The sequence below is a fragment of the Bacillus rhizoplanae genome, assembly GCF_917563915.1.
GTDB classification, from domain to species: Bacteria; Bacillota; Bacilli; order Bacillales; family Bacillaceae_G; genus Bacillus_A; species Bacillus_A rhizoplanae.
The window spans coordinates 1-25,636 of sequence record NZ_CAKJTI010000029.1 but is presented as its reverse complement, the minus strand read 5'-3'; the positions used below and the strand labels follow the sequence as shown (position 1 = coordinate 25,636).

The 25,636-nt window shown below is 37.8% G+C and carries 19 protein-coding genes, 3 tRNA genes and 1 pseudogene; 6 read left to right on the top strand and 17 right to left on the bottom strand.

The annotated features are described in order from the left end of the window. Window positions 1–5 precede the first annotated feature (5 nt). The 7 genes and pseudogenes from essA to LRP84_RS18635 form a co-directional block, all read right to left on the bottom strand. On the bottom strand, window positions 6–509 hold the full coding sequence (gene essA / locus LRP84_RS18665; RefSeq protein ID WP_230576438.1) for a type VII secretion protein EssA: 504 nt from the start codon (window positions 507–509) through the stop codon (window positions 6–8). Beyond that, window positions 481–3,966, bottom strand: coding sequence for a type VII secretion protein EsaA (gene esaA / locus LRP84_RS18660; protein ID WP_230576437.1), 3,486 nt, complete (start codon window positions 3,964–3,966; stop codon window positions 481–483). Before esaA ends, essA begins: the two co-directional genes overlap by 29 nt. Before the next feature lie 215 nt (window positions 3,967–4,181). Then, window positions 4,182–4,478 carry a WXG100 family type VII secretion target gene (locus LRP84_RS18655; RefSeq protein WP_098306453.1) on the bottom strand — a complete coding sequence of 99 codons (297 nt, stop codon included), beginning with the start codon at window positions 4,476–4,478 and terminating at the stop codon, window positions 4,182–4,184. 296 nt (window positions 4,479–4,774) lie between these two features. Further along, a complete protein-coding gene (menB, locus tag LRP84_RS18650) occupies window positions 4,775–5,593 on the bottom strand; it encodes a 1,4-dihydroxy-2-naphthoyl-CoA synthase (protein ID WP_098306808.1) in 819 nt (272 codons plus the stop codon). A gap of 36 nt (window positions 5,594–5,629) precedes the next feature. Beyond that, a pseudogene (menH, locus tag LRP84_RS18645) lies at window positions 5,630–6,418 on the bottom strand (2-succinyl-6-hydroxy-2,4-cyclohexadiene-1-carboxylate synthase); the annotation flags it as partial. Beyond that, the gene (gene menD / locus LRP84_RS18640; protein WP_230576436.1) at window positions 6,415–8,169 is read right to left on the bottom strand and encodes a 2-succinyl-5-enolpyruvyl-6-hydroxy-3-cyclohexene-1-carboxylic-acid synthase; all 1,755 of its coding nucleotides are present in this window, start codon (window positions 8,167–8,169) and stop codon (window positions 6,415–6,417) included. The gene menD and the pseudogene menH, both read right to left, overlap by 4 nt. Beyond that, window positions 8,166–9,560 (bottom strand): isochorismate synthase, encoded by a 1,395-nt coding sequence (locus LRP84_RS18635; RefSeq protein WP_230576435.1) that lies wholly within the window; start codon window positions 9,558–9,560, stop codon window positions 8,166–8,168. The genes menD and LRP84_RS18635 overlap by 4 nt, the downstream gene beginning before the upstream one ends. A 236-nt stretch (window positions 9,561–9,796) precedes the next feature. On the opposite strand from LRP84_RS18635, the gene LRP84_RS18630 reads away from it, so the two are divergent. Both LRP84_RS18630 and LRP84_RS18625 read left to right on the top strand, forming a co-directional pair. Continuing rightward, window positions 9,797–10,750 (top strand): 1,4-dihydroxy-2-naphthoate polyprenyltransferase, encoded by a 954-nt coding sequence (locus tag LRP84_RS18630; RefSeq protein ID WP_230576434.1) that lies wholly within the window; start codon window positions 9,797–9,799, stop codon window positions 10,748–10,750. Window positions 10,751–10,915: 165 nt separating this feature from the next. Next, the gene (locus LRP84_RS18625) at window positions 10,916–11,647 is read left to right on the top strand and encodes a yteA family sporulation protein (protein ID WP_230576433.1); all 732 of its coding nucleotides are present in this window, start codon (window positions 10,916–10,918) and stop codon (window positions 11,645–11,647) included. Between the two features lie 280 nt (window positions 11,648–11,927). On the opposite strand, the gene cspD is transcribed toward LRP84_RS18625, so the two are convergent. Then, window positions 11,928–12,128, bottom strand: coding sequence for a cold-shock protein CspD (gene cspD / locus LRP84_RS18620; RefSeq protein ID WP_035432508.1), 201 nt, complete (start codon window positions 12,126–12,128; stop codon window positions 11,928–11,930). Window positions 12,129–12,416: 288 nt separating this feature from the next. On the opposite strand from cspD, the gene LRP84_RS18615 reads away from it, so the two are divergent. Both LRP84_RS18615 and LRP84_RS18610 read left to right on the top strand, forming a co-directional pair. Continuing rightward, a complete protein-coding gene (locus LRP84_RS18615; RefSeq protein WP_230576432.1) occupies window positions 12,417–13,199 on the top strand; it encodes a TIGR00266 family protein in 783 nt (260 codons plus the stop codon). A 150-nt stretch (window positions 13,200–13,349) separates the two neighbouring features. Further along, the gene (locus LRP84_RS18610) at window positions 13,350–14,072 is read left to right on the top strand and encodes a lipase family protein (RefSeq protein WP_230576431.1); all 723 of its coding nucleotides are present in this window, start codon (window positions 13,350–13,352) and stop codon (window positions 14,070–14,072) included. A 263-nt stretch (window positions 14,073–14,335) separates the two neighbouring features. On the opposite strand, the gene LRP84_RS18605 is transcribed toward LRP84_RS18610, so the two are convergent. From LRP84_RS18605 to LRP84_RS18580, 6 genes are all read right to left on the bottom strand, one after another. Beyond that, the gene (locus tag LRP84_RS18605) at window positions 14,336–16,744 is read right to left on the bottom strand and encodes a glycogen/starch/alpha-glucan phosphorylase (RefSeq protein WP_230576430.1); all 2,409 of its coding nucleotides are present in this window, start codon (window positions 16,742–16,744) and stop codon (window positions 14,336–14,338) included. 135 nt (window positions 16,745–16,879) lie between these two features. Then, entirely contained in the window at window positions 16,880–18,388 is a 1,509-nt protein-coding gene (gene glgA / locus LRP84_RS18600; RefSeq protein ID WP_230576429.1) for a glycogen synthase GlgA, read from the bottom strand. 84 nt (window positions 18,389–18,472) lie between these two features. Further along, window positions 18,473–19,504: a GlgC family sugar phosphate nucleotidyltransferase gene (locus LRP84_RS18595; protein WP_230576428.1), complete on the bottom strand. Its 1,032-nt coding sequence runs from the start codon at window positions 19,502–19,504 to the stop codon at window positions 18,473–18,475. A 173-nt stretch (window positions 19,505–19,677) separates the two neighbouring features. Continuing rightward, window positions 19,678–20,808, bottom strand: a complete 1,131-nt coding sequence (locus tag LRP84_RS18590; protein WP_230576427.1) for a glucose-1-phosphate adenylyltransferase — start codon at window positions 20,806–20,808, stop codon at window positions 19,678–19,680. Then, entirely contained in the window at window positions 20,756–22,693 is a 1,938-nt protein-coding gene (gene glgB, locus LRP84_RS18585) for a 1,4-alpha-glucan branching protein GlgB (RefSeq protein WP_437438792.1), read from the bottom strand. Before glgB ends, LRP84_RS18590 begins: the two co-directional genes overlap by 53 nt. A gap of 361 nt (window positions 22,694–23,054) precedes the next feature. Next, window positions 23,055–23,999: an L-lactate dehydrogenase gene (locus tag LRP84_RS18580; RefSeq protein ID WP_230576426.1), complete on the bottom strand. Its 945-nt coding sequence runs from the start codon at window positions 23,997–23,999 to the stop codon at window positions 23,055–23,057. 614 nt (window positions 24,000–24,613) lie between these two features. Here LRP84_RS18580 and LRP84_RS18575 point away from each other — a divergent pair. Then, window positions 24,614–24,838 (top strand): penicillin-binding protein, encoded by a 225-nt coding sequence (locus tag LRP84_RS18575; RefSeq protein WP_230576459.1) that lies wholly within the window; start codon window positions 24,614–24,616, stop codon window positions 24,836–24,838. A gap of 92 nt (window positions 24,839–24,930) precedes the next feature. Then, window positions 24,931–25,230, top strand: a complete 300-nt coding sequence (locus tag LRP84_RS18570) for a hypothetical protein (protein WP_230576425.1) — start codon at window positions 24,931–24,933, stop codon at window positions 25,228–25,230. 151 nt (window positions 25,231–25,381) lie between these two features. Here LRP84_RS18570 and LRP84_RS18565 read toward each other — a convergent pair. The 3 genes from LRP84_RS18565 to LRP84_RS18555 all read right to left on the bottom strand — a co-directional run bounded on the left by LRP84_RS18565 (window position 25,382) and on the right by LRP84_RS18555 (window position 25,633). Then, window positions 25,382–25,453 (bottom strand) — tRNA-Glu (locus tag LRP84_RS18565). A gap of 6 nt (window positions 25,454–25,459) precedes the next feature. Then, window positions 25,460–25,550 (bottom strand) — tRNA-Ser (locus LRP84_RS18560). Window positions 25,551–25,558: 8 nt separating this feature from the next. Continuing rightward, window positions 25,559–25,633: transfer RNA gene (locus tag LRP84_RS18555), tRNA-Asn, on the bottom strand. Window positions 25,634–25,636: the final 3 nt, after the last annotated feature.

Below are 25,636 nucleotides of genomic sequence, written 5' to 3'. Positions count from 1 at the left end.
TCTCCTTATATCCCAGTTTTTCGAATAATGATATAAATACCACTACAAATGAATAGAATCCCACCGATGAATAGTACCGTCATCGTTGTACTAATTGGTGTTTCCTTTGTGGTTTGATTATTATTTGTTTCACTTGAACTCATTTGCGCCACATAGTTTTTCTGGAATAAACTTTCTTTTGTATCTTTGATATCATCATTTGTTTTTGTATTGAGAAATAAGGATTCCCTTAATTCTTGCATCTGTTTCTTTTCTTTCTTTTGTTTTTCTTCAATTTCTTTTTCTACTTTTGGATTAAATAATTCTATTCCTGCCTTATCTAATTCCGTTTCTTGTTCCCCTTTATTCACTTTCTCTTGATCTGTTTGTTCTATTCGGTCTACTTTAAACTCCATTTTCCCATTATCATTGAGGTAGCTCTCTGCCGCGCACCTCATCGGTAACGCGGCAAATGAGCCAAGGAAAAGAAACAATGATAAATTAACTAATACTTTCCGTGATTTGATCATCTAACTCTTGTCCCTCTCCTCTTCTTCTATGCCATACAAAGAGATTGATAATAAATCCAAAAATAGCTAAGCCAATAATAAATCCAAAAATAGCAGGCTCACTATTTTTACCACTTATAAAGTTATTTAAAAATGTTTCAAGATACTGAAGTGGTGAGAATTTACGTATTTTTCCAAAGTACGACATCTTATCTATATTCATTCCCACTGCATTTGTTAAGAACAAATACATACTAAAGAACGTTAATAATACAAACATCCCAATCATTTTTACCTGACGTAATAAGTATGTGGAAATAAGAACTAAAGCAGCCATAATCATTGTAATAGAACCAATCCACATTAAATTACGTGTCTGATCAAATTCTAGTAAATGTCCTGAAATAATACCAATAGTTATCCCTTCTGCAATTGCAATTCCTAAAGTAATTGCAGTAATTGGTACATTTGAAAGCATCGTAGACAATTCTTCTGCAAAATCATCTTTTTGACTACGTCTTTTCTCTTGATGTGCGATTGCATAAGAAGTAAATAAAGCAACAATAAAGCATACCAATACCATTAAGTACGGTGTAAACGCATCTCCAGCTGTAATCGTACCATCATTTTGCTTCTGAACTGGACTTGCTAAAAATTGATATAAGTCTTCATTTTGGCGCTCTCCAACACGGCTATTTGACAGTACTTTCGCAAAGTTTTTGGAGAAATCCTTGTCATCTGCTACTTTTTCACTATAATCATCTAGTAATGTATTCGCTTTCGATACAACCGTTACACCACTATCTTGAATTTCTTTTGCCTGATTATTAATTTCATCAAACGTTTTATACACGTTATCTGCCGCTAATAGATTTCCTTTAGACATATCACCTAAAGCTTGGCTTTGCGTTAACAATGATTTAAACTCGGAATCTAATCCTAACACGGCTGTTTGTTCACCATCACGATTAGTTGCCACTACTTTTTGTTCATTTGCTAATTTCAAGCTATTTTCACGCCATGCTGCTACATTTTTTAAGTATTCTCCTAAAGTTGCATTCATAACTTGAGCTTGTTCTGTTGTTTGTTTTAATACTTCTGCCAAGTGTTCTGAATTTTGATCTGCATTATCTACTAACTGCATATACGTATCGACTTTTTGCTTTAAATCATTTGTTTCTGCCGTTATTTCAGCAGTAATCTCATTTGCAATAAAGGTTGCCATTACATCTACGATATCTTGCTTATTTAAAATGTAATAAAGAGAATCTGGCGCCGCTTGATCACTTAATGTTCCTTCTTCTAACTTTGTTGCTAAATCTTCTGCCTTCATATCAAAGCCATAATACAATTCATACAAACTTAACAATTGCTCATAAGCTTGTACTGTTTTAACAGAATCACTAATTAATACATTTGTTGAATCTGGATATAAATACTCTGCCTTTTGATGTGAGATTCGATCATTCGTGCGTTCAATTGTTTCTAGCTTAGTTTTATCTTTGTTAGGATCACCTGGGGTTGTTCCATCACCCTTATTAGGATCACTTGGGGTTGTTCCATCACCCTTATTAGGGTCAGCTGGCTTCGTTCCATCGCCCTTATTAGGATCAGCTGGCTTCGTTCCATCGCCTTTATTAGGATCAGCTGGCTTCGTTCCATCGCCTTTATTAGGATCAGCTGGCTTCGTTCCATCACCTTTGTTAGGGTTATTTGAATCTTTAGGTAGATTGTTTGAATTTGTATCCGTTGTTTGTTCTGTTTTCGTTACTTTTTGTGAGGCTGCACTTATCGATGTATTACCAGTTTTTCCGGCCTCTTCTTTTCCATTAGGATTGGAAGGCTTTCCTGATTCAGTAGTTGTTTTCTTCTCATACTTATGATCTAAATTCCACTGCCAATTTACTGGAGTAAACACATCTATATTTGCATTCGGATCTAGTAATTTAACATGTACACGAACATCTAAATTTCCTTCTTCTCGCGCTGGTAAAGTAACTGTACCTTTACTTAAAAATTCTTCTGTATAATCTTTGCCATTAATTAATAATGACTGACTATTTGAATATAGACCAAACTCACTCGGAAGATTTAAAGTGAACGTTTGAGCAGCATCCATCTTCGGTACTTTTTTGACATCGTTAAAGATGACTCCATTTGTTGCAAGGCCCTCTTTAATGGTTTTTATTGTATTTCCTAAAGGGGTTTGTCCTGTACCTTCAGGATTAAATTGATTCTCTGTATTGTACTTTCCAGTAACTTGAATAACGTTTTTTAACTCTCGTTTTGTTTCATCCGGTAAAGAAAGCTGATCTATCTCTTCCATACTCACACTCGGTAAGTGATTGATTAGCTGTTCAATTTTTTTCTTAATTTCATCGTTCGGTTGCTGCATAAGTGTATTTAGGTATACAGCTTTTTGATCCTCATCAGAAATGTCTTTCTTTAATTTCTCACGAGTCGCCGCTTGAATATCCGAATTTAATTTTTCTGCTAAATCTGCATCGTAGCTGCGAATTTTACCATTAACATCTGTTAAGTAATCTTTAATAGCAGCTGAATCTGATAAAATATTAGCATTTTTATCTGCAAGAGTGAATTGATCAGCTATCGCTTTGTTAGTTAACTCCAAAGTTTCTAACCTTTTTAATACATCCTCTGTACTTAAATCGCTATTGAATTGATTCAGTTGGTTAGAGAAATTATTTGCAGCTAAACTATTTTCCCCTTGTGTCTTTTGGAAATTACCAAAACTATTTTGGAAAGCTAAATTAGATTGTGAGGTCCCATCAATATTTTGTTCAAACCCATTCAAGACACCTTGAAATCCTTTAAACGTATCTATTGAAACTCCTGTATAATCTTGCACTGTTTTAAACTGTTGTGTATAGTTTGCTAAAGGGCTATGTACATCTGTCTTATATACATTCAATTGAGCTTGTTCTTTGTTGGTGATTGCCTGTATATTATCTTGTGCACCTTGTAAATTCCCAATAATACTAGCAAAATAAACATCTACTATATGCTTATTAAACTCTTCTAAAATAGAAGCCGCAGTATTTTCTGCCTCTGCCTTCAAATCTTTATTACCAGTAGCATTAATTTTGTAACTTATCGTTACTTTTTCTGGCGAATCCGAATTAATAGCAACAGCTTTCTGCGAAAAATCATTCGGAATAACAATCATCATGTTATAATTATTATTTTTCAAACCACTTTCCGCTATTCCGCGACTTACTACATACCATTGTTGTTTATCATTTTTACTAATGTTTTTTATAAACTGATCTCCAAAATTTATTTTCTGCCCTTCAAACGTCGTTCCTTGATCTTCGTTTACTACGGCAACTGCCATTTTTTTAGCACTAGTTTCATCCTCTTTTTTAACCTTATGATTTAATGCTAAATAGGAAGTTCCCGTTGCTAGTACAAGAGCTAAAACAATAAACAACAAAATCCTCCATTGAATTTTCTTCAATACTTACCACTCCTGTGAATATGAAATAATTTATCCATTGTTAGAATGCAGCTTATTTTTGTCTTTCAAATGTATAGCCTTACACTGCATCAACATAATTGCAATGGAGAGAATGATTATCATTAAAATTTCAAAATTAAACCACTTATATATAAATCAGCCATACAACAAAAGTCGCATGGCTCATTTATCAATCTTCTACTATTCAAGCTTTCTTATTTCAAGCCAAAATTACGTGATAACTGTTCATCATGTTCTGCAACAGCTTGTGCAGTTCTGTCTAATTGAACGTTAATCTCATGTAATAATTGAGAGAAACTTTGTACTTTCGGTTTTAATTCATTAAATTGTTGATCAAACCCTTGGAAAGCACGGCCTTCCCATTCACCTCTTAATTCATTTTGTAACCCTTCCAACTTGCGTAAAATACTATCAATTTCTTGAGAGCTTCTACCATATAGAGCTGCTTTAGCTTTAAGTTCCTCAGGACTCATACGAATTTGTCCAGACATTTAATATTCCCCCTATCAATATGCGAAAATTGTAAAATTAACCATTTTAATTTTACTATTTCTATTATAACAATAATGATAAAATTATGAGAAGGAAAATTTACCTTTTTGTAAATAATTATCCAATATTAGAAAGTTTTATTAATTTATATATAAATATAATAAAATAATAAATTATTTTTCAATAATGACTGTAAGCTATTACAGATTTTTGAAAATCATGTTAGAAAGCTAGCTAAGCATAAAAAAAGAGACTTGAGGAAATTTCCTCAAGTCTCTTTTGTTCCTCTTCCCGATCAAGGGAATCGAGGGAATTGTCCAAAGTCCGGACGGCGTTTTTCTTTAAACGCATCGCGGCCTTCTTTTGCTTCGTCTGTTGTGTAGTATAGTAGCGTTGCATCGCCAGCTAGTTGCTGAATACCTGCAAGGCCATCTGTATCTGCATTAAATGCAGCTTTTAAGAAACGAAGTGCCATCGGGCTGTTTGCTAGAATTTCTTCTGCCCATTTCACAGTTTCTTCTTCTAGCTGTTCTAATGGTACAACTGTATTGATTAAGCCCATATCAAGTGCTTCTTGCGCGTTGTATTGACGGCATAAGTACCAAATTTCACGTGCTTTCTTATGGCCAACCATACGAGCTAAATAACCAGCACCGTATCCGCCATCAAAGCTACCTACTTTTGGACCAGTTTGGCCAAATACTGCGTTATCTGCTGCGATTGTTAAATCACATACGATGTGAAGAACATGTCCACCGCCGATTGCATAACCTGCTACCATTGCGATAACTGGTTTTGGAATCGCGCGAATTAAACGTTGTAAGTCTAATACGTTTAGGCGTGGGATTTGATCTTCACCAACATATCCGCCATGACCGCGAACCTTTTGGTCACCGCCAGAACAGAATGCACGGCCACCTTCACCTGTTAAAATGATAACGCCAACATTTTCATCATCTCGTGCATGTGCAAAAGCGTCGATTAACTCCATTACCGTTTTCGGACGGAATGCATTATGTACTTCAGGACGGTTAATCGAAATCTTTGCGATTCCATTGTATGTGGAGTAAATAATATCTTCGTAATTGCCTTCTTTTACCCATTCAATCGTCATTTTGTCTCTACCTCCTTTTATGTTTTGCAAAAAGCCCCTTACTATTGTATCAAACTTTTGCGTTTGTTCCACATGAATTGCATGGCCCGCTCCAATAATTTGTACAAATTCAGCATGAGGGAGATGTTTTTTCATCTTTGTTAAGATGTGAAAGAACTTTTCATCATATTCTCCGCTCATGAGTAAGACCGGCATTTGCAAGTGTTGCAATTCATGCCACCAAGACGGCTGCGCTCCTGTCCCCATGCCCCGCAAGCTATTCGCAAGACCCTCAGGATGATTAGCTAACCTTTCTTCACGTACACGAGCTTGTACATGAAGCGGTAGCTTTTTTTGCGTGGCAAAGAGCGGAATGTTCTCCCACTTTTCAACAAAAGCAGCAACACCGTCTCGTTCAATCTTTTCAGCAAGCTGTTCGTCCTTTTGTCTACGCTCTTCACGTTCTTCTTCTGTTATCAGTCCCGCTGTACAGTTTTCTAACAAAAGAGACAAGACACGCTCTGGATATAAACAAGCAAGCGTAAGCGCAAGGCGCCCGCCCATAGAATAACCTAACATATGCGCTTTCTCAATTTGTAAATGATCGAGCAAGGCAATGAGATGCCCAGCTACCGTTTCTATGTTATAGTGCCGGGTTTCCTTTGGACTTTCCGTTTTACCGTGTCCGATTATATCGACTAAAATCACTTGAAACTGATCGCTCCATGTAGGAACAAACGAACGCCATGTTTCCATGCTGCCTGTAAAACCATGAAGTACAAGAAGCGGCTCGCCGCTTCCGATTACTTCATATTCGTAAGAAACACCATGTACGTTTACTTTCATTTCCCTTCACCTTGCAATACTTCTGAAACAATGGCTGCTGCCTCTGCCATAATGTCACGATGAAGCTGTAAGTTCTCTTCACGATCTGTTTGGATTTCAATGACATGCAGTCCATTTTCTCTCGTACCTTTGTCCACTTCATTTCGAAACGCTTCCCATGTTTTTACGCGCTGGAATGAACCGTTATACATCTTGACGACATGTTCATAATCAAGTCCGAGCGGTGTGCCAAATAACGCTTCAAAATGTTCTTTCTGCTCATACTGTGGTAAAAATGAGAAAATACCACCGCCATCATTGTTCACAACAACAATAGTCGCATTTAAATCATGTAGCTTTGCCGCTAACAATCCATTTAAATCATGGTAGAACGATAAATCCCCCACAACTAATACGAGCGGCTCACGTGCTACACTTACCCCAAGCGCCGTCGAAACAATGCCGTCAATGCCGTTGACACCGCGATTTGCTAATACTTCAATATTTTTATCATTTGTGAAGAAAAACGTGTCTGTATCACGAATTGGCATACTGTTACTTACAAATAAAGTTGCATCATTTGGCAGAACATCTACAAGCTCTGTAATCACTTTTCCTTCAAATGCATGCTCATACGATTCAACTTGGACAAGTTTCTCTTTTGTTAAGGCATTCATTTGTTGCCACGTATGAAGCCAGTCATAGTTGCTTTGCTGCTTGACGTCATTTACAAGCTGCTCACAAAATTTAGCGTCATCGGCATACACAACTTCTGTGGACATAAGCGCTGGATCACGCCAATTTCCAGATTCATCAACAACAATGTGCAATGCTTCCGTTTGTTTTTTCAAATATTGCGTAAGTGCTTTAGAAACTGGCATGCCGCCGAAGCGAATAATTACATCTGACTTACAATTATCGCGAAGTTGTTCATTTCGTAAAAATGTATCATAGCAATCTATAATCGTCTCTTTATCGTGAAGACCGCTGCGAAGCCCAGAAAGCGGATCTGCAAGAATCGGATAACCATATGCTTTTGAAAAAGCCACGACAGCTTCTGCAATATTTGGATGGCTATCATCACCACATACAATAAGCCCCTTTTTCATATGCGAAAGGCGCTCTCGTAAAGATGCTGCATATTCATCCATCACCGCTATTTTCCCTTGATGAACGATTGTTTCGTATTCTCCGCGGCCTTTTTCCCATAAATTTTCTAAAGAGAAATTCGGAATTAACGGCTCGCGAAGCGGAAAGTTTACATGAACGGGTCCTTTCGGCGTTTGTAATGCCGCTGCTACCCCTCGTCCCGCTGTCATCCGTGCATATCGATACATTGATTCTGCTGCTTCTGGAAGTGCCATTTCAATAAATTGTTTTACAAACGAACCGAACAAATGAAATTGATTCATTGCTTGCGGTGCACCAACATCTCGCAATTCATGCGGACGATCCGCTGTCAGTACGAGAAGCGGAACGCGCGAATGAAATGCTTCACATATAGCTGGATAATAGTTTGCTGCCGCTGTACCTGATGTACATAATAAGGCAACAGGGCGTTTTTTTGCCTTCGCAATGCCAAGAGCAAAAAAGGCCGCTGATCTTTCATCCACGTGTAAATATGTGCGGATTTGTTCATGCTGCGCCATTAATAAGGCAAGCGGCGTTGATCGCGACCCCGGGCTAATGACAACATCCTGCACATGCAGGCGCGCCAATTCATCAACAAACGCGCCTAAGTAATATGATAATGCTTCTATATGATTGCTCATCTAGATAGTCCCTCCAAAGCAGAAAGCATCGGCTTAAATTTCAGCCTTGTTTCCTCATACTCTAAATGCGGCTTCGAATCAATGACAATGCCGCATCCAGCAAATAACGAAGCTTGTTTACCAGACAATAATCCGCAGCGAAGTGCTACGGCAAATTCTCCGTTTCCTTGTTCATCAACCCAGCCCATTGGCGCTCCGTATAACCCTCGATCTAATAGCTCTACTTCACGAATCAATTTCAGCGCTTCTTCTCGCGGTGTTCCTCCAAGAGCTGGTGTTGGATGAAGTTCTTCAATCATCGATAATAAATCACCATTTCCATTTGCTTGTACTGGTGTATATAGATGAAGTAAATTTTTCGTCTTCAATAATTGCGGTTCATATGGAATATCGACCGTTTCACAATGCCTTGTTAACACACTGCGAATCATGTTTACAACATAATCATGCTCTGCTAAATTTTTCTCATCATGCAAAAGTTCATATCCATTCTCTTTCGTTTCCTCTTCTGAAGCACCTCGTCCAATCGAACCGGCAAGACACATGGATGTATATGTTTCTCCCTCTTTACGAAGAAGCCTTTCTGGCGTTGCTCCTAAGAAGCATGTTCCTTTATAATCAAACGCAAATACATAACAATCCGGTTGTCCTATGCGAAGTGTTGCCAAAACAGAAGCCGAATCAACATCTTTATCCATAACAAGTTGCATCTCACGAGCTAACACAACTTTTTGAACAGCTCCTCGCTTCATTTCTTTCTGTACTTGTTCAATTGCTCGCAGCCACTTCTCGGGCTCTACCTCTACTTTCGAAAGAATGGTCACATGCTCTTCCACGAAGGAATCCTTGCTTTGCTGCAACAATTGCTCCTCAGCGTTTTGCAATTCCTCATAAATCTTTTCTGCACAATCATTTCCGGAAACAAAACGATTTACTGTTAACCATGCCTTTTCATTCTTTACCGTTAACAAAAAGACTGGCAATTGCAGTGTTGTATCGTGAAATGACTTCCATAAATCTGTTCTTTCTTTTCGTGGATCAAAAGCAAAACCACCAAATAAAAGCGGTCCTGTTCCAAATTCGTAAGTATCACGATGAATTACTGCTTCGTCTTTCAATCGCGTCCACTCTTGACGAGCATTTTGAAAGCGCTTATTAGAAGAATTTGCTATAGTAAAGGCAGAACCTACTCCAGCAAAGATAACGTGCTGCGATGGATCTGCAAAATAACATCTGTCTCTATATCCAAATTGTGTTCCTGCTGCATAAAAAAGGAGTGGATCAATCCATTCCACTTGCTTCACAAAACTAACGAGTACTTGCCCGTCAGCCGCGCGCTGAATCGCAGTAAGAATCACATCTTTTACATCATGTTGTTTCGTTTGAATCACACAGTCTCCCCCCCTATGGGCGAAAAATAGTCATAAATACGCTTGATTTTAAGATACACCTCAAATGAAAGGTGTGTCAATGTTTAGCATTTCTGAGAAAATCCGAGCACATTCCTAGAAAATAAACGTTGACACTATATGACGCTTTTCCTACACTTAATTGTGTACTTCGCCCGCTCTTATGGGCATTAAGGACTCATTTTATTTTACACTATAGACAGATAGGAGGATTCCATATGGAAGTAAAAGCTGAAACGAATTCCTCTTCCATGCAGCCAAAGCCAAGTAAACAAACAGGCTGGCGTATTTGGTGGAGTTTATTACGTCCTCATACATTAACTGCAGCTTTTGTTCCCGTCTTTATTGGAACAACTTATGCCATGCATGTTGAAGGTATTAACAAAATAAATCTTCCCCTTTTCCTTAGCATGCTTCTTGCTTGCCTTCTCATACAGGCAGCAACAAACATGTTTAATGAATATTTCGATTATAAAAGAGGGCTCGATCATGAAGGATCCGTTGGGATTGGCGGTGCAATTGTTCGCGATGGTATTCAGCCGAAAACAGTATTAAACTTAGCGTTTGGATTCTTTGGCATCGCAATTTTATTAGGAGTTTACATTTGTATGAGCTCCAGTTGGTGGCTTGCGGCAATCGGTCTTGTTTGTATGGCTGTTGCCTACTTATATACAGGCGGTCCAATTCCAATTGCCTATACACCTTTTGGAGAATTAACAGCTGGATTATTTATGGGTGTTATTATTATTGGAATTTCATTCTTTATTCAAACTGGAACTGTAACATCAGAAGTTATATTACTATCCATTCCAAACGCTATTTTAATTGGAGCCATTCTACTTGCCAATAATATTCGCGATTTAGATGGCGACAAAGAAAACGGACGAAAAACATTAGCCATTTTAGTCGGACGAAACAATGCAATTAGCGTGTTAGCATCCATGTTTATCATTTCTTATATATGGACGATTGCCCTTATTATTGTCGGTATTGCCTCACCGTGGATGCTTGTAGTCTTTCTAAGCGTTCCAAAAGCATTTAAAGCAACGAAAGGTTTTATCGGAAAGAGCATCCCAATGGAAATGGCACCTGCGATGGTTGCCACAGCAAAAACGAATACAATTTTCGGATTTTTAATGGGAATTGGGTTATTACTTGGATATTTCCTATAAGAAAAGCGCAAGTGTGGAAGCACTTGCGCTTTTTTGTGGTGGATTCATGTCACATGTTGTCAAAGGGTCTTTATACTGTGTCGAAACGCCGATATATTGACGTAATAATTCCTGTAATTGAGCTCATACTACTTAAAGAAACCGAATTGTAGGAAGGTGGATTTTATGCTAACTCCACAACAAATGGATCATTTTCAATCTGTACTACAAAAACAAAAACAGGAGCTTGAACAAACGCTGCAAAATCATGAAAATCGAGGGCAAGCTTCTGAACGTGATTCAGTTGGCGAACTCTCTGCGTATGATAATCACCCTGGAGACATGGGAACAGAATTGTATGAACGTGAAAAAGACTTAGGATTAGTCGAATTTTGGCATAAACAACTTACGGATGTAAAGCATGCCCTGCAAAAAATAGAAGCTGGAACATACGGGATTTGCGAAGTATCAGGTGAACCAATTCCACTTGAACGTTTAGAAGCAATGCCGACTGCAACAACTTGTATCGAACATACACATAATAAACTAATCCTTGGTGCACGTCCTATTGAGGAAGAACTTATTGAGCCTCCTTTTGGTAAATATGATATGGATAGTGCTATTGGTTATGATGCTGAAGATGCTTGGCAAGATGTTGCTTTATATGGAACGTCAGAAACTCCTGCTGATTTAGAGCGCCGCGACTCTAAAAATTTTAATGAGATGTATGTAGATGCAGAAGAACCGCGCGGATATGTTGAGGATTTTGAAAACTTTATTGGAACAGATATGTACGGAAAAAACGTACAAGTATATGCCACAGAAGCACATGAAGAATATGAACAAATGCTAGATGACCACGAAAGAAGAACCTTTAACGGTGAACTTTCTTCAGATGAGTCAAGTTCAAGACCATAAAGTGAAACTTCCATCAGTGACGCTTTTCTCACTGATGGTTAGTTGAACCAATCGGGTTCTGACGGGCCGTTTTCTTCCCCGCTCTTTCCCAGCCTTTACTGCCCGTTAGAGCGGGATAAAGTGAAACTTCCATCGGAGTGTCCTTTCTCCGATGGTTAGTTGAACCAATCGGGCTCTTAGGAACAGTTTCTTCCCTGTATCTCTTACACCTTTACTGTTCCTTTGAGCGGGATAAAAAAAAAGAAACATTCCTTATTCAGGAATGTTTCTTTTGCCTTCATTACTTTTTAGTAACGTTAGCAGCTTGAGGTCCGCGGTTACCTTCAACGATTTCGAAAGAAACTTCTTGACCTTCTTCTAAAGTTTTGAAGCCTTCGCCTTGAATTGCAGAGAAATGTACGAATACATCTTCGCCACCTTCAACTTCGATGAAACCGAAACCTTTTTCGCCGTTAAACCATTTTACTTTTCCTGTTTGCATTGCATGTACCTCCTAAATAAAAAAGAAATCTATCTATTGGAAACTACATACAAAGGTCGAGATAAACATCACGATTTCCTCACAAGCTAATGCTTTGAAACAAACACGCTTTATTTCCGTACCACATTATGCAGCTCAATAGTTCTTTTACTATATCATGCCCGAAATAAAACGTCAAATAAAACAGAAATATCTTTTTTGAAAATTAACAAAACTTGTATTTTCTATTTGAAAATGTTTCGGTACAATATAAATATGGATATACATATTTATAATTGAGGTGAAACCATGAAATCACATGAAATCGAATACAAATTATACGGCGATGATATGCAATTTGTTGAAATTGAGTTAGATCCGCAAGAGAGCGTAGTTGCTGAAGCTGGTGCTATGATGATGATGGAAGACAATATTGAAATGGAAACAGTATTTGGTGACGGTGCTGCACAAACAGGTGGATTTTTCGGCAAGCTTGTCGGTGCTGGGAAACGTCTCGTGACAGGTGAGAGCTTATTCATGACTGTATTTACAAATACAGGACATGAAAAACGTCATGTTTCATTTGCAGCTCCGTATCCTGGGAAAATTATCCCTGTTGATTTAACTGAGTATCGCGGGAAAGTAATCTGCCAAAAGGATTCTTTTCTATGTGCTGCAAAAGGTGTTTCTGTCGGCATTGAATTTACAAAAAAGCTTGGTAGCGGCTTCTTCGGTGGCGAAGGATTTATTATGCAAAAACTTGAAGGTGACGGCCTTGCTTTTATGCATGCCGGCGGAACGGTTTATAAGCGTGAGTTAAAACCAGGAGAAAAATTACGAATTGATACAGGTTGCCTTGTTGCCATGACACAAGATGTTGATTATGATATTCAATTTGTCGGTAATGTAAAAAGTGCAATCTTCGGTGGTGAAGGCCTATTCTTCGCAACATTACAAGGGCCGGGAACAGTTTGGGTTCAATCTTTAACATTAAGCCGCTTAGCACAGCGCATTGCTGGCCCAGGAGCAAAAAATTCTGGAGAAGGCAGTATTCTCGGTGGACTTGGACGCATTCTTGATGGCGACGAGTAAAGTTTAACTAACCAATCGGGCTCTTACGGGCAGTTTTCTTCCCCGTTCTTCCCTAGCCTTTACTGCCCGTTAGAGCGGGTTAAGTAAAAGAATGAAATCCATATCCTCCTCATATATTGAATTATATTTCATCATGAGGAGGACTTTTCTATGCCAACTTCTGTATCCTTTCATAAGGATACCGCTGTGTTGTTAGCTACATGCTGCGAACTAACATATGAGCAATATAAGCAAAATGGCATTTTCACCATTCCCGAAGGTTTTCGATATATACAAGGCTTTCAGGCAAAAGCCATTCAAACAACAACATGGTTTGGATTTATTTTAGAATCAGAAGATCAAATTATTGTAGCCTTTCGCGGGACACAATCCGACCGTGATTGGATGGCCGATTCGATGGTCCAACAAAAGCCATATCCATTTACTGTAAATAGCGGCAATGTTCATAGTGGCTTTCTTTCTATTTACGAATCATGTCGAGATACAATAATGGACACCCTCGTTTCCTTACCTTCTCATAAAACACTTTTCGTTACTGGACATAGTTTAGGAGGAGCCCTTGCTACCCTGCACATACTAGACGCCCGTGTAAACACTTCATTCTCTCATTACACTCTCTACAATTTCGGCTCCCCGAAAGTCGGAGATATTGCCTTCCGAAATTATTATAAAATGCAAGTGGCCAACAGCTTTCGCTTCGTAAATTTATTTGATGTCGTCCCGCTTCTTCCTCCTCGTAAAGTACAATTCGAAGAAAATAAATGGGAATATTCCCATATTCATCGCAGTATGACCTTTACGAAAAATATGAATTCCATTACAAAAAACCATCACATTACAACTTATAAAACGTCAATTGCCGCTCTTTCTTAAAAGGTCTATATTGGGGACCGAACATAGTAAAAGCTATCGTTACATTCTTTCTAGTTATGCTTGTTGTTTTTACAGGTTTCTTTACATTTCCGTACTTTGCTACAGCAGAATACGATGGACACGGTATATTATATGCACCGTTCTATCCTACTTCTGCCACAAAGTAAAACGACTTGAAATATTTACAAGTCGTTTTTTTCGTTTTCCTTTAGTAAACAATTGTTCCGCTTCTCGAAACTATTTAGATGAAACTCTACTTTCTTTTACCGCGCTCTCATGCCCTCTGCGATTCTCCAAATATCACGACTGTACTGTAAGATTGTTCGGTCACTTGCGAAATGACCGGATTTTGCAATATTAACAGTACTCATTTCAAGCCATTTTTTTCGATTCTCATATGTTCTTCCAATTTTTCCTTGCACATCTGCATACGGTGCAAAATCCCGGAGAACAAAATATTCATCATTTTGAATAAGAAGGGAATCGAAAATAGCTTCAAACTCATCACCCGCATCCTCAAAAAAGCCATTTGTCAGCTGATTGACGACTTTCTGAATGCGCATATCATGATGATAATAATCGCTAGCACGGTATCCGCCATTTTGATAATAATGTAGTACTTCTTCTGCAGTTAAACCGAAAATAAAGATAGCATCATTTCCAACAGTTTCTTTTATTTCAACATTAGCACCATCTAGCGTACCAACCGTTATCGCACCGTTCATCATAAATTTCATATTTCCGGTTCCTGATGCTTCTTTACTTGCAGTTGAAATTTGTTCACTCACATCTGCCGCTGGAAAAATATCTTCAGCAAGAGAAACGCGATAGTTTTCTAGAAAAATAACTTTCATATATTGATTTACATACGGATCATCATTCACTTTTCTTGCTAATTCATTTATAAGTTTAATAATCTTTTTCGCATAATAATAACCAGGCGATGCCTTTGCACCAAAAATAAATGTACGCGGATAAAAGGAAAAACTAGAATCTTCTTTTAAACGATTGTACAAATATAAAATATGCAGCACATTTAATAATTGTCGCTTATATGCATGCAGCCGCTTTACTTGCACATCAAAAATAGAATATGGATCAACAACAATACCTGTTTGTTTTTCAATCCGCTTCATTAACAATTCTTTTCGTACTTGTTTTACATTGTGAAGTGCATCTTGAAATGCTGCATCATACTTATAATTTCCTAAAGCTTGCAGCTGATCTGGCTCCTTCATCCAATCTGTGCCAATTGTTTCACAAATTAATTTCGACAGCTGCGGATTTGCTTTTAATAACCAGCGCCGATGGGTAATTCCATTTGTCTTATTATTGAATTTCTCTGGATAAAACTCATAAAACAATTGCATTTCTCGCTGTTTTAATATTTCCGTATGAATGTTAGCAACACCGTTTACACTATGACTGCCAACGATTGCTAAATGTGCCATCTTCACAAGCCCATGAGCGATAATTGCCATATTTTCAATGCGATCCCACTCATACGAATACCGCTCCCATAAATCACGACAAAAACGCTCATTAATTTCTTGGACAATCATATAAATACGTGGTAATAACGGCTCAAAAATATGAATCGGCCACTTTTCTAACGCTTCAGATAAGGTTGTATGGTTTGTATAAGAAATCGTATGTGTTGTAATGTACCACGCATCCTCCCAGCTCATCTTTTCTTCATCAAGCAAAATGCGCATTAATTCCGGAATTGCTAAGACAGGGTGCGTATCATTAATATGAATAGCAATTTTCTCATGCAGATTGCGCAGCGTGCCATTTCGTTCACGATGCAACCGAACAATAATTTGTAAGCTAGCAGACACAAGAAAATATTGCTGTTTCAAACGAAGTATTTTTCCTTCATCATGCGTATCATCTGGATATAAGAACTCCGATACTGCTTCCGTTTCCCGTTTATATTTCAATACATCCTTGCAGTTTGGAGGAAATGGAACCGGCTCTGCACTCCAAAGACGCAGTGTATTTACAGTATTTGTCTGATAACCAACAACAGGTACATCATACGGTACAGCCATAATTGTTTCCGCATTTATATGCCGAAATTCAAGACGATCCTTTGACTGAAATGTATCAACTTGTCCCCAAAAATTAACTTCCACAGCTTGATCATGCCTTCGTACTTCCCAAACATTCCCGTGACGCAGCCATTGCTCCGGCAGCTCGATTTGATAACCATCCACAATTTTCTGATCAAACAAACCGTGCTTATAGCGAATACCGCACCCGTGTCCTGGCAAATTTAATGAAGCAAGAGAATCAAGAAAACAGGCCGCCAAACGACCAAGACCGCCATTTCCAAGTCCAGCATCTGCTTCAATTTCTTCAAGGTCTTGTAAGTAAATCCCAAGTTCTTCTAATCCTCTCTCGCATACATCACGTATTCCCAAGTTTAATACATTACTTCCTAATAAACGCCCTAATAAAAACTCAATCGATAAGTAATACATTTGTTTTTGATTGTCTGTCCGATATCGTTCATTCGTCTCAATCCAGCGCTGACTAATATATTCACGTACCATATGTCCGAGCGTATTATATTGATCTTGCACAGTCGAATCTTTAAAACTTTTACCATACATCGTTTCTAACTTTTCTAAAAAAGCAGCTTTAAAACTCTCTGTACTCGAAAACATCTCTCTCACCTCTCCCAAAATGAAACTACCAGCAGTGGATTTCCCGCTGCTGGTTAGCCCTCCAAATCCGGTTCTAACGAATGAATCCTTCACACATATAACCCGTTCAGTGAAACATGTATCAATTACGCTTTCCTACTGTTGATGAACAAAAAGAATCGGTTGCTTCTCATCAATCTCCTTTTGTTCCTCATGAGATTGTGGTTCCTCATTTGACTCGAACAAGCTTTCATAAAGCTCCTTATACTTACGTGCGGACTGCTTCCAGCTATAATCCTCTGTCATTGCTCGTTTCACAAGAGACTGCCATACCTTTTTGTCATGATAATAGTGCAGTGCACGCTGCACCGTATGCAGCATATCGTGCGCATTGAAGTTCGCAAAACTAAAACCATTTCCTTCATTTATAGCTTCATTGTACGATTGAACTGTATCATTTAAACCGCCTGTTTCCCGCACAATTGGAATCGCTCCGTATGCAAGGGCAATTAACTGTCCAAGGCCGCATGGCTCAAATAAAGATGGCATTAGAAACAAGTCTGTCCCGGCATACACTTGATGTGCCAGCTCTTCATGAAATCCGATATACACTTTCACTTTATCTGGATATTCATATGCCATTTGTTCAAAAAACTGTTCATATTCTTTATCGCCCGATCCAAGTACAATAAATTGCACATCTTCTTGCATCATTTCATGAAAAACATGACGCACCAAATCTAATCCTTTTTGCTGCGTTAAACGTGTAACCATCGCAATAATAGGTGCCTCTTCTTTTTCTGGTAATCCAAAATAACGCTGCAATGCACGTTTATTATCTCTTTTTTTATGAAGTGAATTTGCATCATACATTGCCGCTATCGTTTTATCATTCTTCGGATTGTACAAAACACCGTCAATTCCATTTACAATCCCAACAAGTTTATCGTTATATTTACGCAATAAACCATCTAACTTCTCTCCGAAAAATGGATATTGAATTTCTTCTTTATATGTCGGACTTACCGCTGTAATCATATCAGAGGCGACAATTCCGCCTTTCATGAAGTTGATGTTTCCGTAAAACTCAAGCTGTTCACTATGAAAATACTCATTACCAAGCTCCAATAAGTCATCCATAACGATGCGCGGAAACACGCCTTGAAACTGCAAGTTATGAATCGTAAAGACTGTCTTTATCTTTTCGTATAATGGCTGATCACAATATTTTTCACGTAATAAAAAATTCGCCATCGCTGTATGCCAATCATGACAATGCAGAACATCTACTTCAAAATCTATATGCGGAATGCATTCTAATACCGCCTTTGAGAAAAATGAAAAACGTTCGCCATCATCATAATGACCATATAGTGAATCGCGTTTAAAATAATATTCATTGTCGATAAAATAATACGTAATTCCTTCATGCTCCATTTTCAAAATACCGCAATATTGATTACGCCAACCAAGCTGAACCGTAATCACTTTATGAAGCACACATTCTTTTCGTACATGCTCTGGAATTAAACTATAGTACGGAAGCATAACGCGCACGTTCATTCCAAGTTTTTGCAATGCCTTTGGAAGTGCTCCAGCTACATCTGCTAATCCACCCGATTTAATAAATGGTACACATTCTGATACTGCAAATAAAATATTCACTGCGATTGTTTCTCTGCAGCAGTAAGCATAGGCAAGCTATGCTTACTGCTGCAGATTCCTCCTCTCAATTTTCAAATATACATCTTAGTAAATCGTTATATTACTGCTTTGTATTGTTCCTTTCTCTACAACAAATGGAGAATGGGCTCCGCCTGTTAACGTCGTCCCATCTTCAATTTTTACATCCTTATCAATAATTACACCATCTAGTATACAATTCTCTCCAATTTGGCTCTTTTGCATAATAATACTGTTACGAACAATCGAACCTTTTCCAATCTTTACAGAACGAAAGACAACGCTATTTTCTACTTCTCCCTCAATAATGCTGCCATTCGCAACCATCGCATTATGTACACTCGCGTCTTTTCCGTACCTTGTTGGCGGCTCATCCTTTACTTTCGTAAAAATCGGCGTTTCTTTCTTAAACACTTGCTTCCAAATATGCGGCTGCAGTATTTCCAAACTATGTTTATAGTAACTTTCAATTGAATCTATTACCGCCACATAGCCAGTATGCTCGTAACTTTCAATATGCAATGATGTATTTCGTTTTTCTTTTACAACATCAAGTAATCTATAATATCCCATGTCTTGATACGTCTCAAACAAATGTAATAATAGCTCCTTTTTTAATACATATGTCTGAAGTGACTCGCCTTGGTGACATACTTCGGTAATATCTGCCTCTGTATATAAATGGCGCTCTAATACAGCCTGGAAATCAAGCGCTGTTACAACATGACTGTTTGTAATCACAACATACTGCTCTTTACTACGTAAAAAGTAATCAATATGTCTTCCAAAATGAGCAAACGAACCAAACTCATCCTGATCGCATTGGCAATTTGGAGGAAATAAAAATAAGCCATCGCGTTTCCGATCTAAATCCCACTGTTTCCCAGAACCGAGATGATCCATGAGCGAACGATTTTTATGACTTGTGAAAATGGCTACACTATGAATATGAGAATTTACCATATTTGAAAGCATAAAATCAATTAAACGGTAGCGCCCACCAAACGGCAATACCGCTAATGATCGATGATTTGTTACTTGCTGTAAAGATGGAAAGTTCTCTGTTGCATTAATAATTCCTAACATTGATTCTCTCACTCATCTCATCCCCTTTTCGTCACGCCCTATCAGACAGTAAAATTATCACCGTAACCTTCTATAAAATCAAAGAAGATAGGAATAGAATCACTATCCATAAAAGCTTCGATTGTTTCCACTAACTATTTGTGAAAAGATTAAGCTCCCCTTGCTAATCGTTAGTTTTACTTCATTTAATTTTCCTCTGCAATTAATACAACGTCTTCAATATTTCGTTCCGGACGAATGATTGCTCCATCTTCAATGACCATTCCCGGCCCAACAATGGCACGCTCAATCACAACATTCTTTCCAATTCTGGCATCTGGCATAATAACTGAATCTACAACCTTGCTGCCTTCCTCCACGATTACCCCTTGAAACAATACAGAATGCTGCACATCACCTTCTACAACACAACCTTCATTAATTAACGACTCTTCCACTTTAGCTGACGGTGCAATATATTGAGGCGGCTGGTTCGGGTTAACAGAACAAATTCGCCAATCACGGTCATACAAATTGAGCGTTGAATCTTCGCGAAGCAAATCCATATTTGCTTCCCATAAGCTCTTCACTGTTCCAACGTCTTTCCAATACCCGTTAAATGGATACGCAACAAGCTTTTTACCTTCATCCAATAAAAGCGGAATCACATCTTTTCCAAAATCATTACTAGATTCTGGATTTCTTGCATCCATTTCTAAATACTCTTTTAAAATAGCCCAATTAAAAATATAAATGCCCATTGAAGCTAGATTACTTTTTGGAAACTGCGGTTTTTCTTCAAACTCAACAATTTCCATCGCTTCATTCGTATTCATAATGCCAAAGCGGCTTGCTTCATCCCACGGTACTTCAATAACAGAAATAGAGACATCTGCTTCTCGTTCCATGTGATGATCGAGCATTTTTGCATAATCCATCTTATAAATATGATCGCCAGATAAAATGAGAACATATTCCGGATCATACTGCTTTAAATAATTCAAATTTTGATAAATGGCGCTTGCCGTTCCTGTATACCATTTCACCCCAGAAGACTCCGCATAAGGAGGAAGTACAGTAACCCCTCCATTTACACGGTCTAAATCCCATGCATCTCCAATACCGATATAACTATGCAATTCTAACGGCTGATATTGTGTTAAAATCCCCACTGTTTCAATACCAGAATTCGCACAGTTACTTAATGTAAAATCAATAATGCGATATTTACCGCCAAATGGAACAGCTGGCTTCGCTAAATTTTTTGTTAAGGCGCTTAAACGGCTACCTTTTCCCCCTGCTAATAACATTGCTACGCACGTCTGCTTTTGTACCATCTTGTTTACTACTCCCCTTTCGTGTTTTCACTGGCCGTAAAATTGAAATTCCAAATGGTGGTATTGTCATTTCAACATGAGCAAGCTGATTATGATAAGGTTCCATAATCGCTTTTAATCGCTTATTATTGATTTGTCCCGAACCGCCGTATGCAGAACTATCACTATTTAAAATTTCGTTATAATAGCGAAATGCTGGTACGCCAACTTTATAGTTTTCATATACCGCATTTGTAAAGTTACAAACGATAACGAGAACATCCTCTTCTCTCTCCCCTTGGCGAATAAACGAAAAAATACTTTGCTCACGGTTATCCGCATCAATCCACTGAAAACCCTTGTCTGTGTGATCAAGCTGCCAAAGCGGCTTAGAGCGCTTATACAATGCTATGAGCTCCTTAAAGTAATCATGCGTACGATTATGCATTTCAAAATCATGTAAGTCCCAATCTAAATCTTCAAGGTCTTTCCATTCGTCATATTGTCCAAACTCGCCGCCCATAAAGAGCAGCTTCTTACCTGGATGTGTAAATAAATAGCCATACAATAAACGAAGCTGAGCAAACTTGGACCAATAATCACCCGGCATTTTATTTAATAGTGACTTTTTCCCATGCACAACTTCATCATGTGATAACGGTAAAATAAAATTCTCAGAATACGCGTAAAGCAGTGAAAATGTTACTTTGTCATGAATATACTTCCGATACTCCGGCGCACATTCCATATATTTTAAAATGTCATTCATCCAGCCCATATTCCATTTATAATTAAAACCAAGTCCACCTTCATATGTTGGTGCAGTTACGAGCGGCCATGCTGTTGAATCTTCCGCAGTCATTAAGAAAGTTGGATCTTCCGCAAATACTGCTTCATTCAGCTGTTGCAGAAATAATACAGCATGTTCATTACTTTCCTGCCCCCCATTTCGCTCCCAATATAGCATGTTAGCAACCGCATCAACGCGAAAGCCGTCGATATGATAATACTTCATCCAAAACAATGCATTCGAAATGAGAAAATTTCGTACTTCTTGTTTTCCTAAATCAAAGTTCACAGTTCCCCATACGTGGTTTTCTTGTACATCAAGATCTCTATATTCATACGTTGGTTCTCCATCAAACAAATAAAGCCCATGAGCATCTTTACAAAAATGCCCTGGTACCCAATCTAAAATGACACCGATCCCATATTTGTGACATTCATCGACAAAATACATAAAATCCTGCGGTGCTCCGTATCTACTTGTCGGTGCATAATATCCAGTCCCTTGATATCCCCAGGAACGATCATATGGGTGTTCAACAAGCGGCATAATTTCAATATGAGTAAATTGATGCTCTACTACATACGGAATAAGCTCATCTGCCATTTCTCTGTAAGAGTAAAAAGACTCATCTTCTTTCTTTTTCCATGAACCAAAGTGAAGCTCATAAATTGCTAACGGTTCATTATAAATTGGTTTTCGTTTCTTTTTTTGAAACCACTTCTGATCTTTCCATTTATATCCTTTTATATCATAAACAACGGATGCCGTATTTGGTCTCACTTCAGCATACATTGCATACGGATCAGCTTTTAAAATTGTATGCCCGTTTGAGGCTTTAATTGCATATTTGTACAATTCCAGCTGAGCTACATTTGGTATGAACAAAGACCAAATTCCATCCTCTGTCACTCGCACCATTTTATGAATTTGATTATTCCATCCATTAAAATCTCCTACAATACTCACAGCTTGTGCATGAGGAGCCCATACGGAAAAACGTGTTCCTTGCACCCCATCTTCCTTCGTTAGATGAGCACCAAATATTTCGTAGCTATCGTAAAACTTCTCTTTATGAAACAATAGCATTTTTTCCTCATTACAATTTGTTACAATCACTATGTTCACCTCACAAGATGACAGAATTTTAAATATGTTATTACTATTCTTCGATAAATGTAAATATCCTTGCGAGTTTTTAAAAAAATATACGTTTTTTCAGCGGAAATTCATGGTAATTCTATAAATTTCCGCTGAAAATATCGAATTTTGACGAATATTCATTGTAAGCGCTTTATTTTAGAATAATTTTTTTAAGTGAAAAAGAGGGGAAATTTTACTACGATTCATTACTTCCTATTAGAGCAAAATACATATTACATTTAAAGAGTAATTAACTTTCAGCAAAACATAAAAAAACCCTTTCCGGCAAAAGGGGGATATACAGGGGGCTGCCGGAAAGGGTTTTATACAATTTGGATTATAGTACTGGTGCCATAGTTTCTTTTAGCACTTTTACAGAATGATCAAATTTCAATTCTTCTTCTTCATTTAATTCAAGCTCTACAATTTCTCGAACACCTTGGCGGTTGATAACTGCTGGAACACCTACGTAAACATCTTGTTGTCCGTATTGTCCTTCAAGGTATGCAGATACTGTCAATACGCTGTTTTCGTTGTTTAAAATTGCTTTAGTTACACGTAGTAGTGACATACCGATACCGTAGTAAGTTGCACCTTTACGTTGAATAATATGATAAGCAGCATCGCGTACATTCACAAAGATTTCATCTAAATCGCTTTGATTGTACTTTTCATTGTTTGCTAAGATTGTTTCTAGTTTTTGTACACCAACAGTAGCATGGCTCCATACTGGAAGCTCTGTGTCACCATGTTCACCAATAACATATGCGTGAACGTTGCGTGGATCCACATCTAAGTATTCACCTAACATGTAACGGAAGCGAGCAGAGTCTAAAGTTGTACCAGAACCAATTACACGTTCTTTTGGTAATCCAGATTCTTTCCAAGTTACATAAGTTAAAATATCAACTGGGTTAGTTGCGATTAAGAAGATACCATCAAATCCGCTATCCATGATGCCGCGAACGATTTGTTTAAAGATTTTTGTATTCTTCTCAACTAAATCTAAGCGAGTTTCACCTGGCTTTTGTGGTAATCCAGCAGTGATAACAACAAGATCTGCATCTTTACAATCTGCATAGCTGCCTTTCCAAACTTTTGTTGGAGCTGGAGCAAATGGAACAGCATGGCTTAAATCCATTGCTTCCCCTTCTGCTTTTGCTTCGTTTACGTCAACAAGAACAAACTCTTCAGCTACACCTTGGTTAATCATAGAATATGCATAGCTGCAACCTACAGCTCCTGTTCCTACTAATACTACGCGGTTAATACCTTTTTTCATGGTAAAATCCCCTCTCTATTTTTCATTTCATTATTATCATTGTCATTTAAGTATATAATTAAAATACTGATTTTATATTGTTTAACTTCCTTACACACATATTGTAGCACGTTTGTTTGTGAATATATTCACAATTTATGACCTATTTGTGAACTTTTTCACAGATGAGAGAAAATTATAGTATCAAGTGTAGAATCCATCCCAATCTTAGCGAAACACATTCTACATTCACATACTATTTCCTTCAAAATCATAAGTCTATCCACCACTATAGTCTGTTCGTATTGGATACAAAGGATTGAGCCTAAACAACCAGAACTGTTTAAATCAACCGCTTCAAAACGAGTTGGCGTTTAAATAGTGAATAGTTGCCGCAGTTACATCTAGTTCCTTTATCCCATTATAGCATTAGGAAATAGTTCCATAATAAGTACAATGTAATTTTTATCAATAACGGATTTCTTCATCTCTCGTTGATAGGAATTCAATTTGATAACTAATAGAGCCGAAAGCTATTTTAGTTTATATACCTTATATAAGTTGTCCACACCTTTTTTCAGCTTACCAATATAATATATTGAGTCAAAAATTTATTTTGAAAGGAGTTGGTTTATATAAATAAGCATACAAAATGCGTCTGTGAACAATTAGAAGATTTACAGCCTGGTACAGAAGTAGATATTTTTCTAAACGGAAACGTAATAGAAGATGTTACTTTTGTTAATTTTAATCCTGAAAACTTTTGTGCAACTTTCGTAGATACAGAAGGAGAAGAAGCAGGAGGAGTAATTCTTATAGATTGCCGTGATATTCAAGCACTTCGAATTGAGGCACACTAGTTTATAAAAAAGAGCTTTGAAAAAAGCTCTTTTTTATAATTTCAAAATATATTTCTATCCGAGATAAACAAAAGAGGAAGAGGGGAAGAAACATGTCAATTCTCATAAATCATACTGCTATCCCTAGCATATTCAATCCAAATTTAGTAAAGGACACACATAAACAACCTTCAAATACAAAAAATAAACAAAAACATTTTGAAGGTATTTGCTGCCTTTTAAACACCTTTAATTTAGGAAAAAAAGTAAACGAAATTTTAGTTAATGGCACACCATTAGCCGTTTCAAATTTCACAGGATTTCACTTTAACACGGGTCTTGCTATATTTATAGATGGACGTGGGCGCATTATCCTCGTTAATTGCGAGCGCATTGATGCAATTGTGCTTTAGCATTATTATTGATATTAAACCGAAGAATTGTATTTTAAATAAAAAACTATCTTCTTTAATTAATGCTCATGTGATTAAGGTTGAGGATTAATTATCCATTAACACAAGACAAATAAAAAAGAGATAGCATATAATGCTATCTCTTTTCGTATGACCCGTACGGGATTCGAACCCGTGTTACCGCCGTGAAAGGGCGGTGTCTTAACCACTTGACCAACGGGCCAATTTCTGGCAGAGAAGAAGGGATTCGAACCCTCGCACCGCGTAAGCGATCTACTCCCTTAGCAGGGGAGCCCCTTGAGCCACTTGGGTACTTCTCTATATTATATGGCTCCGCAGGTAGGACTCGAACCTACGACCGATCGGTTAACAGCCGATAGCTCTACCACTGAGCTACTGCGGAATA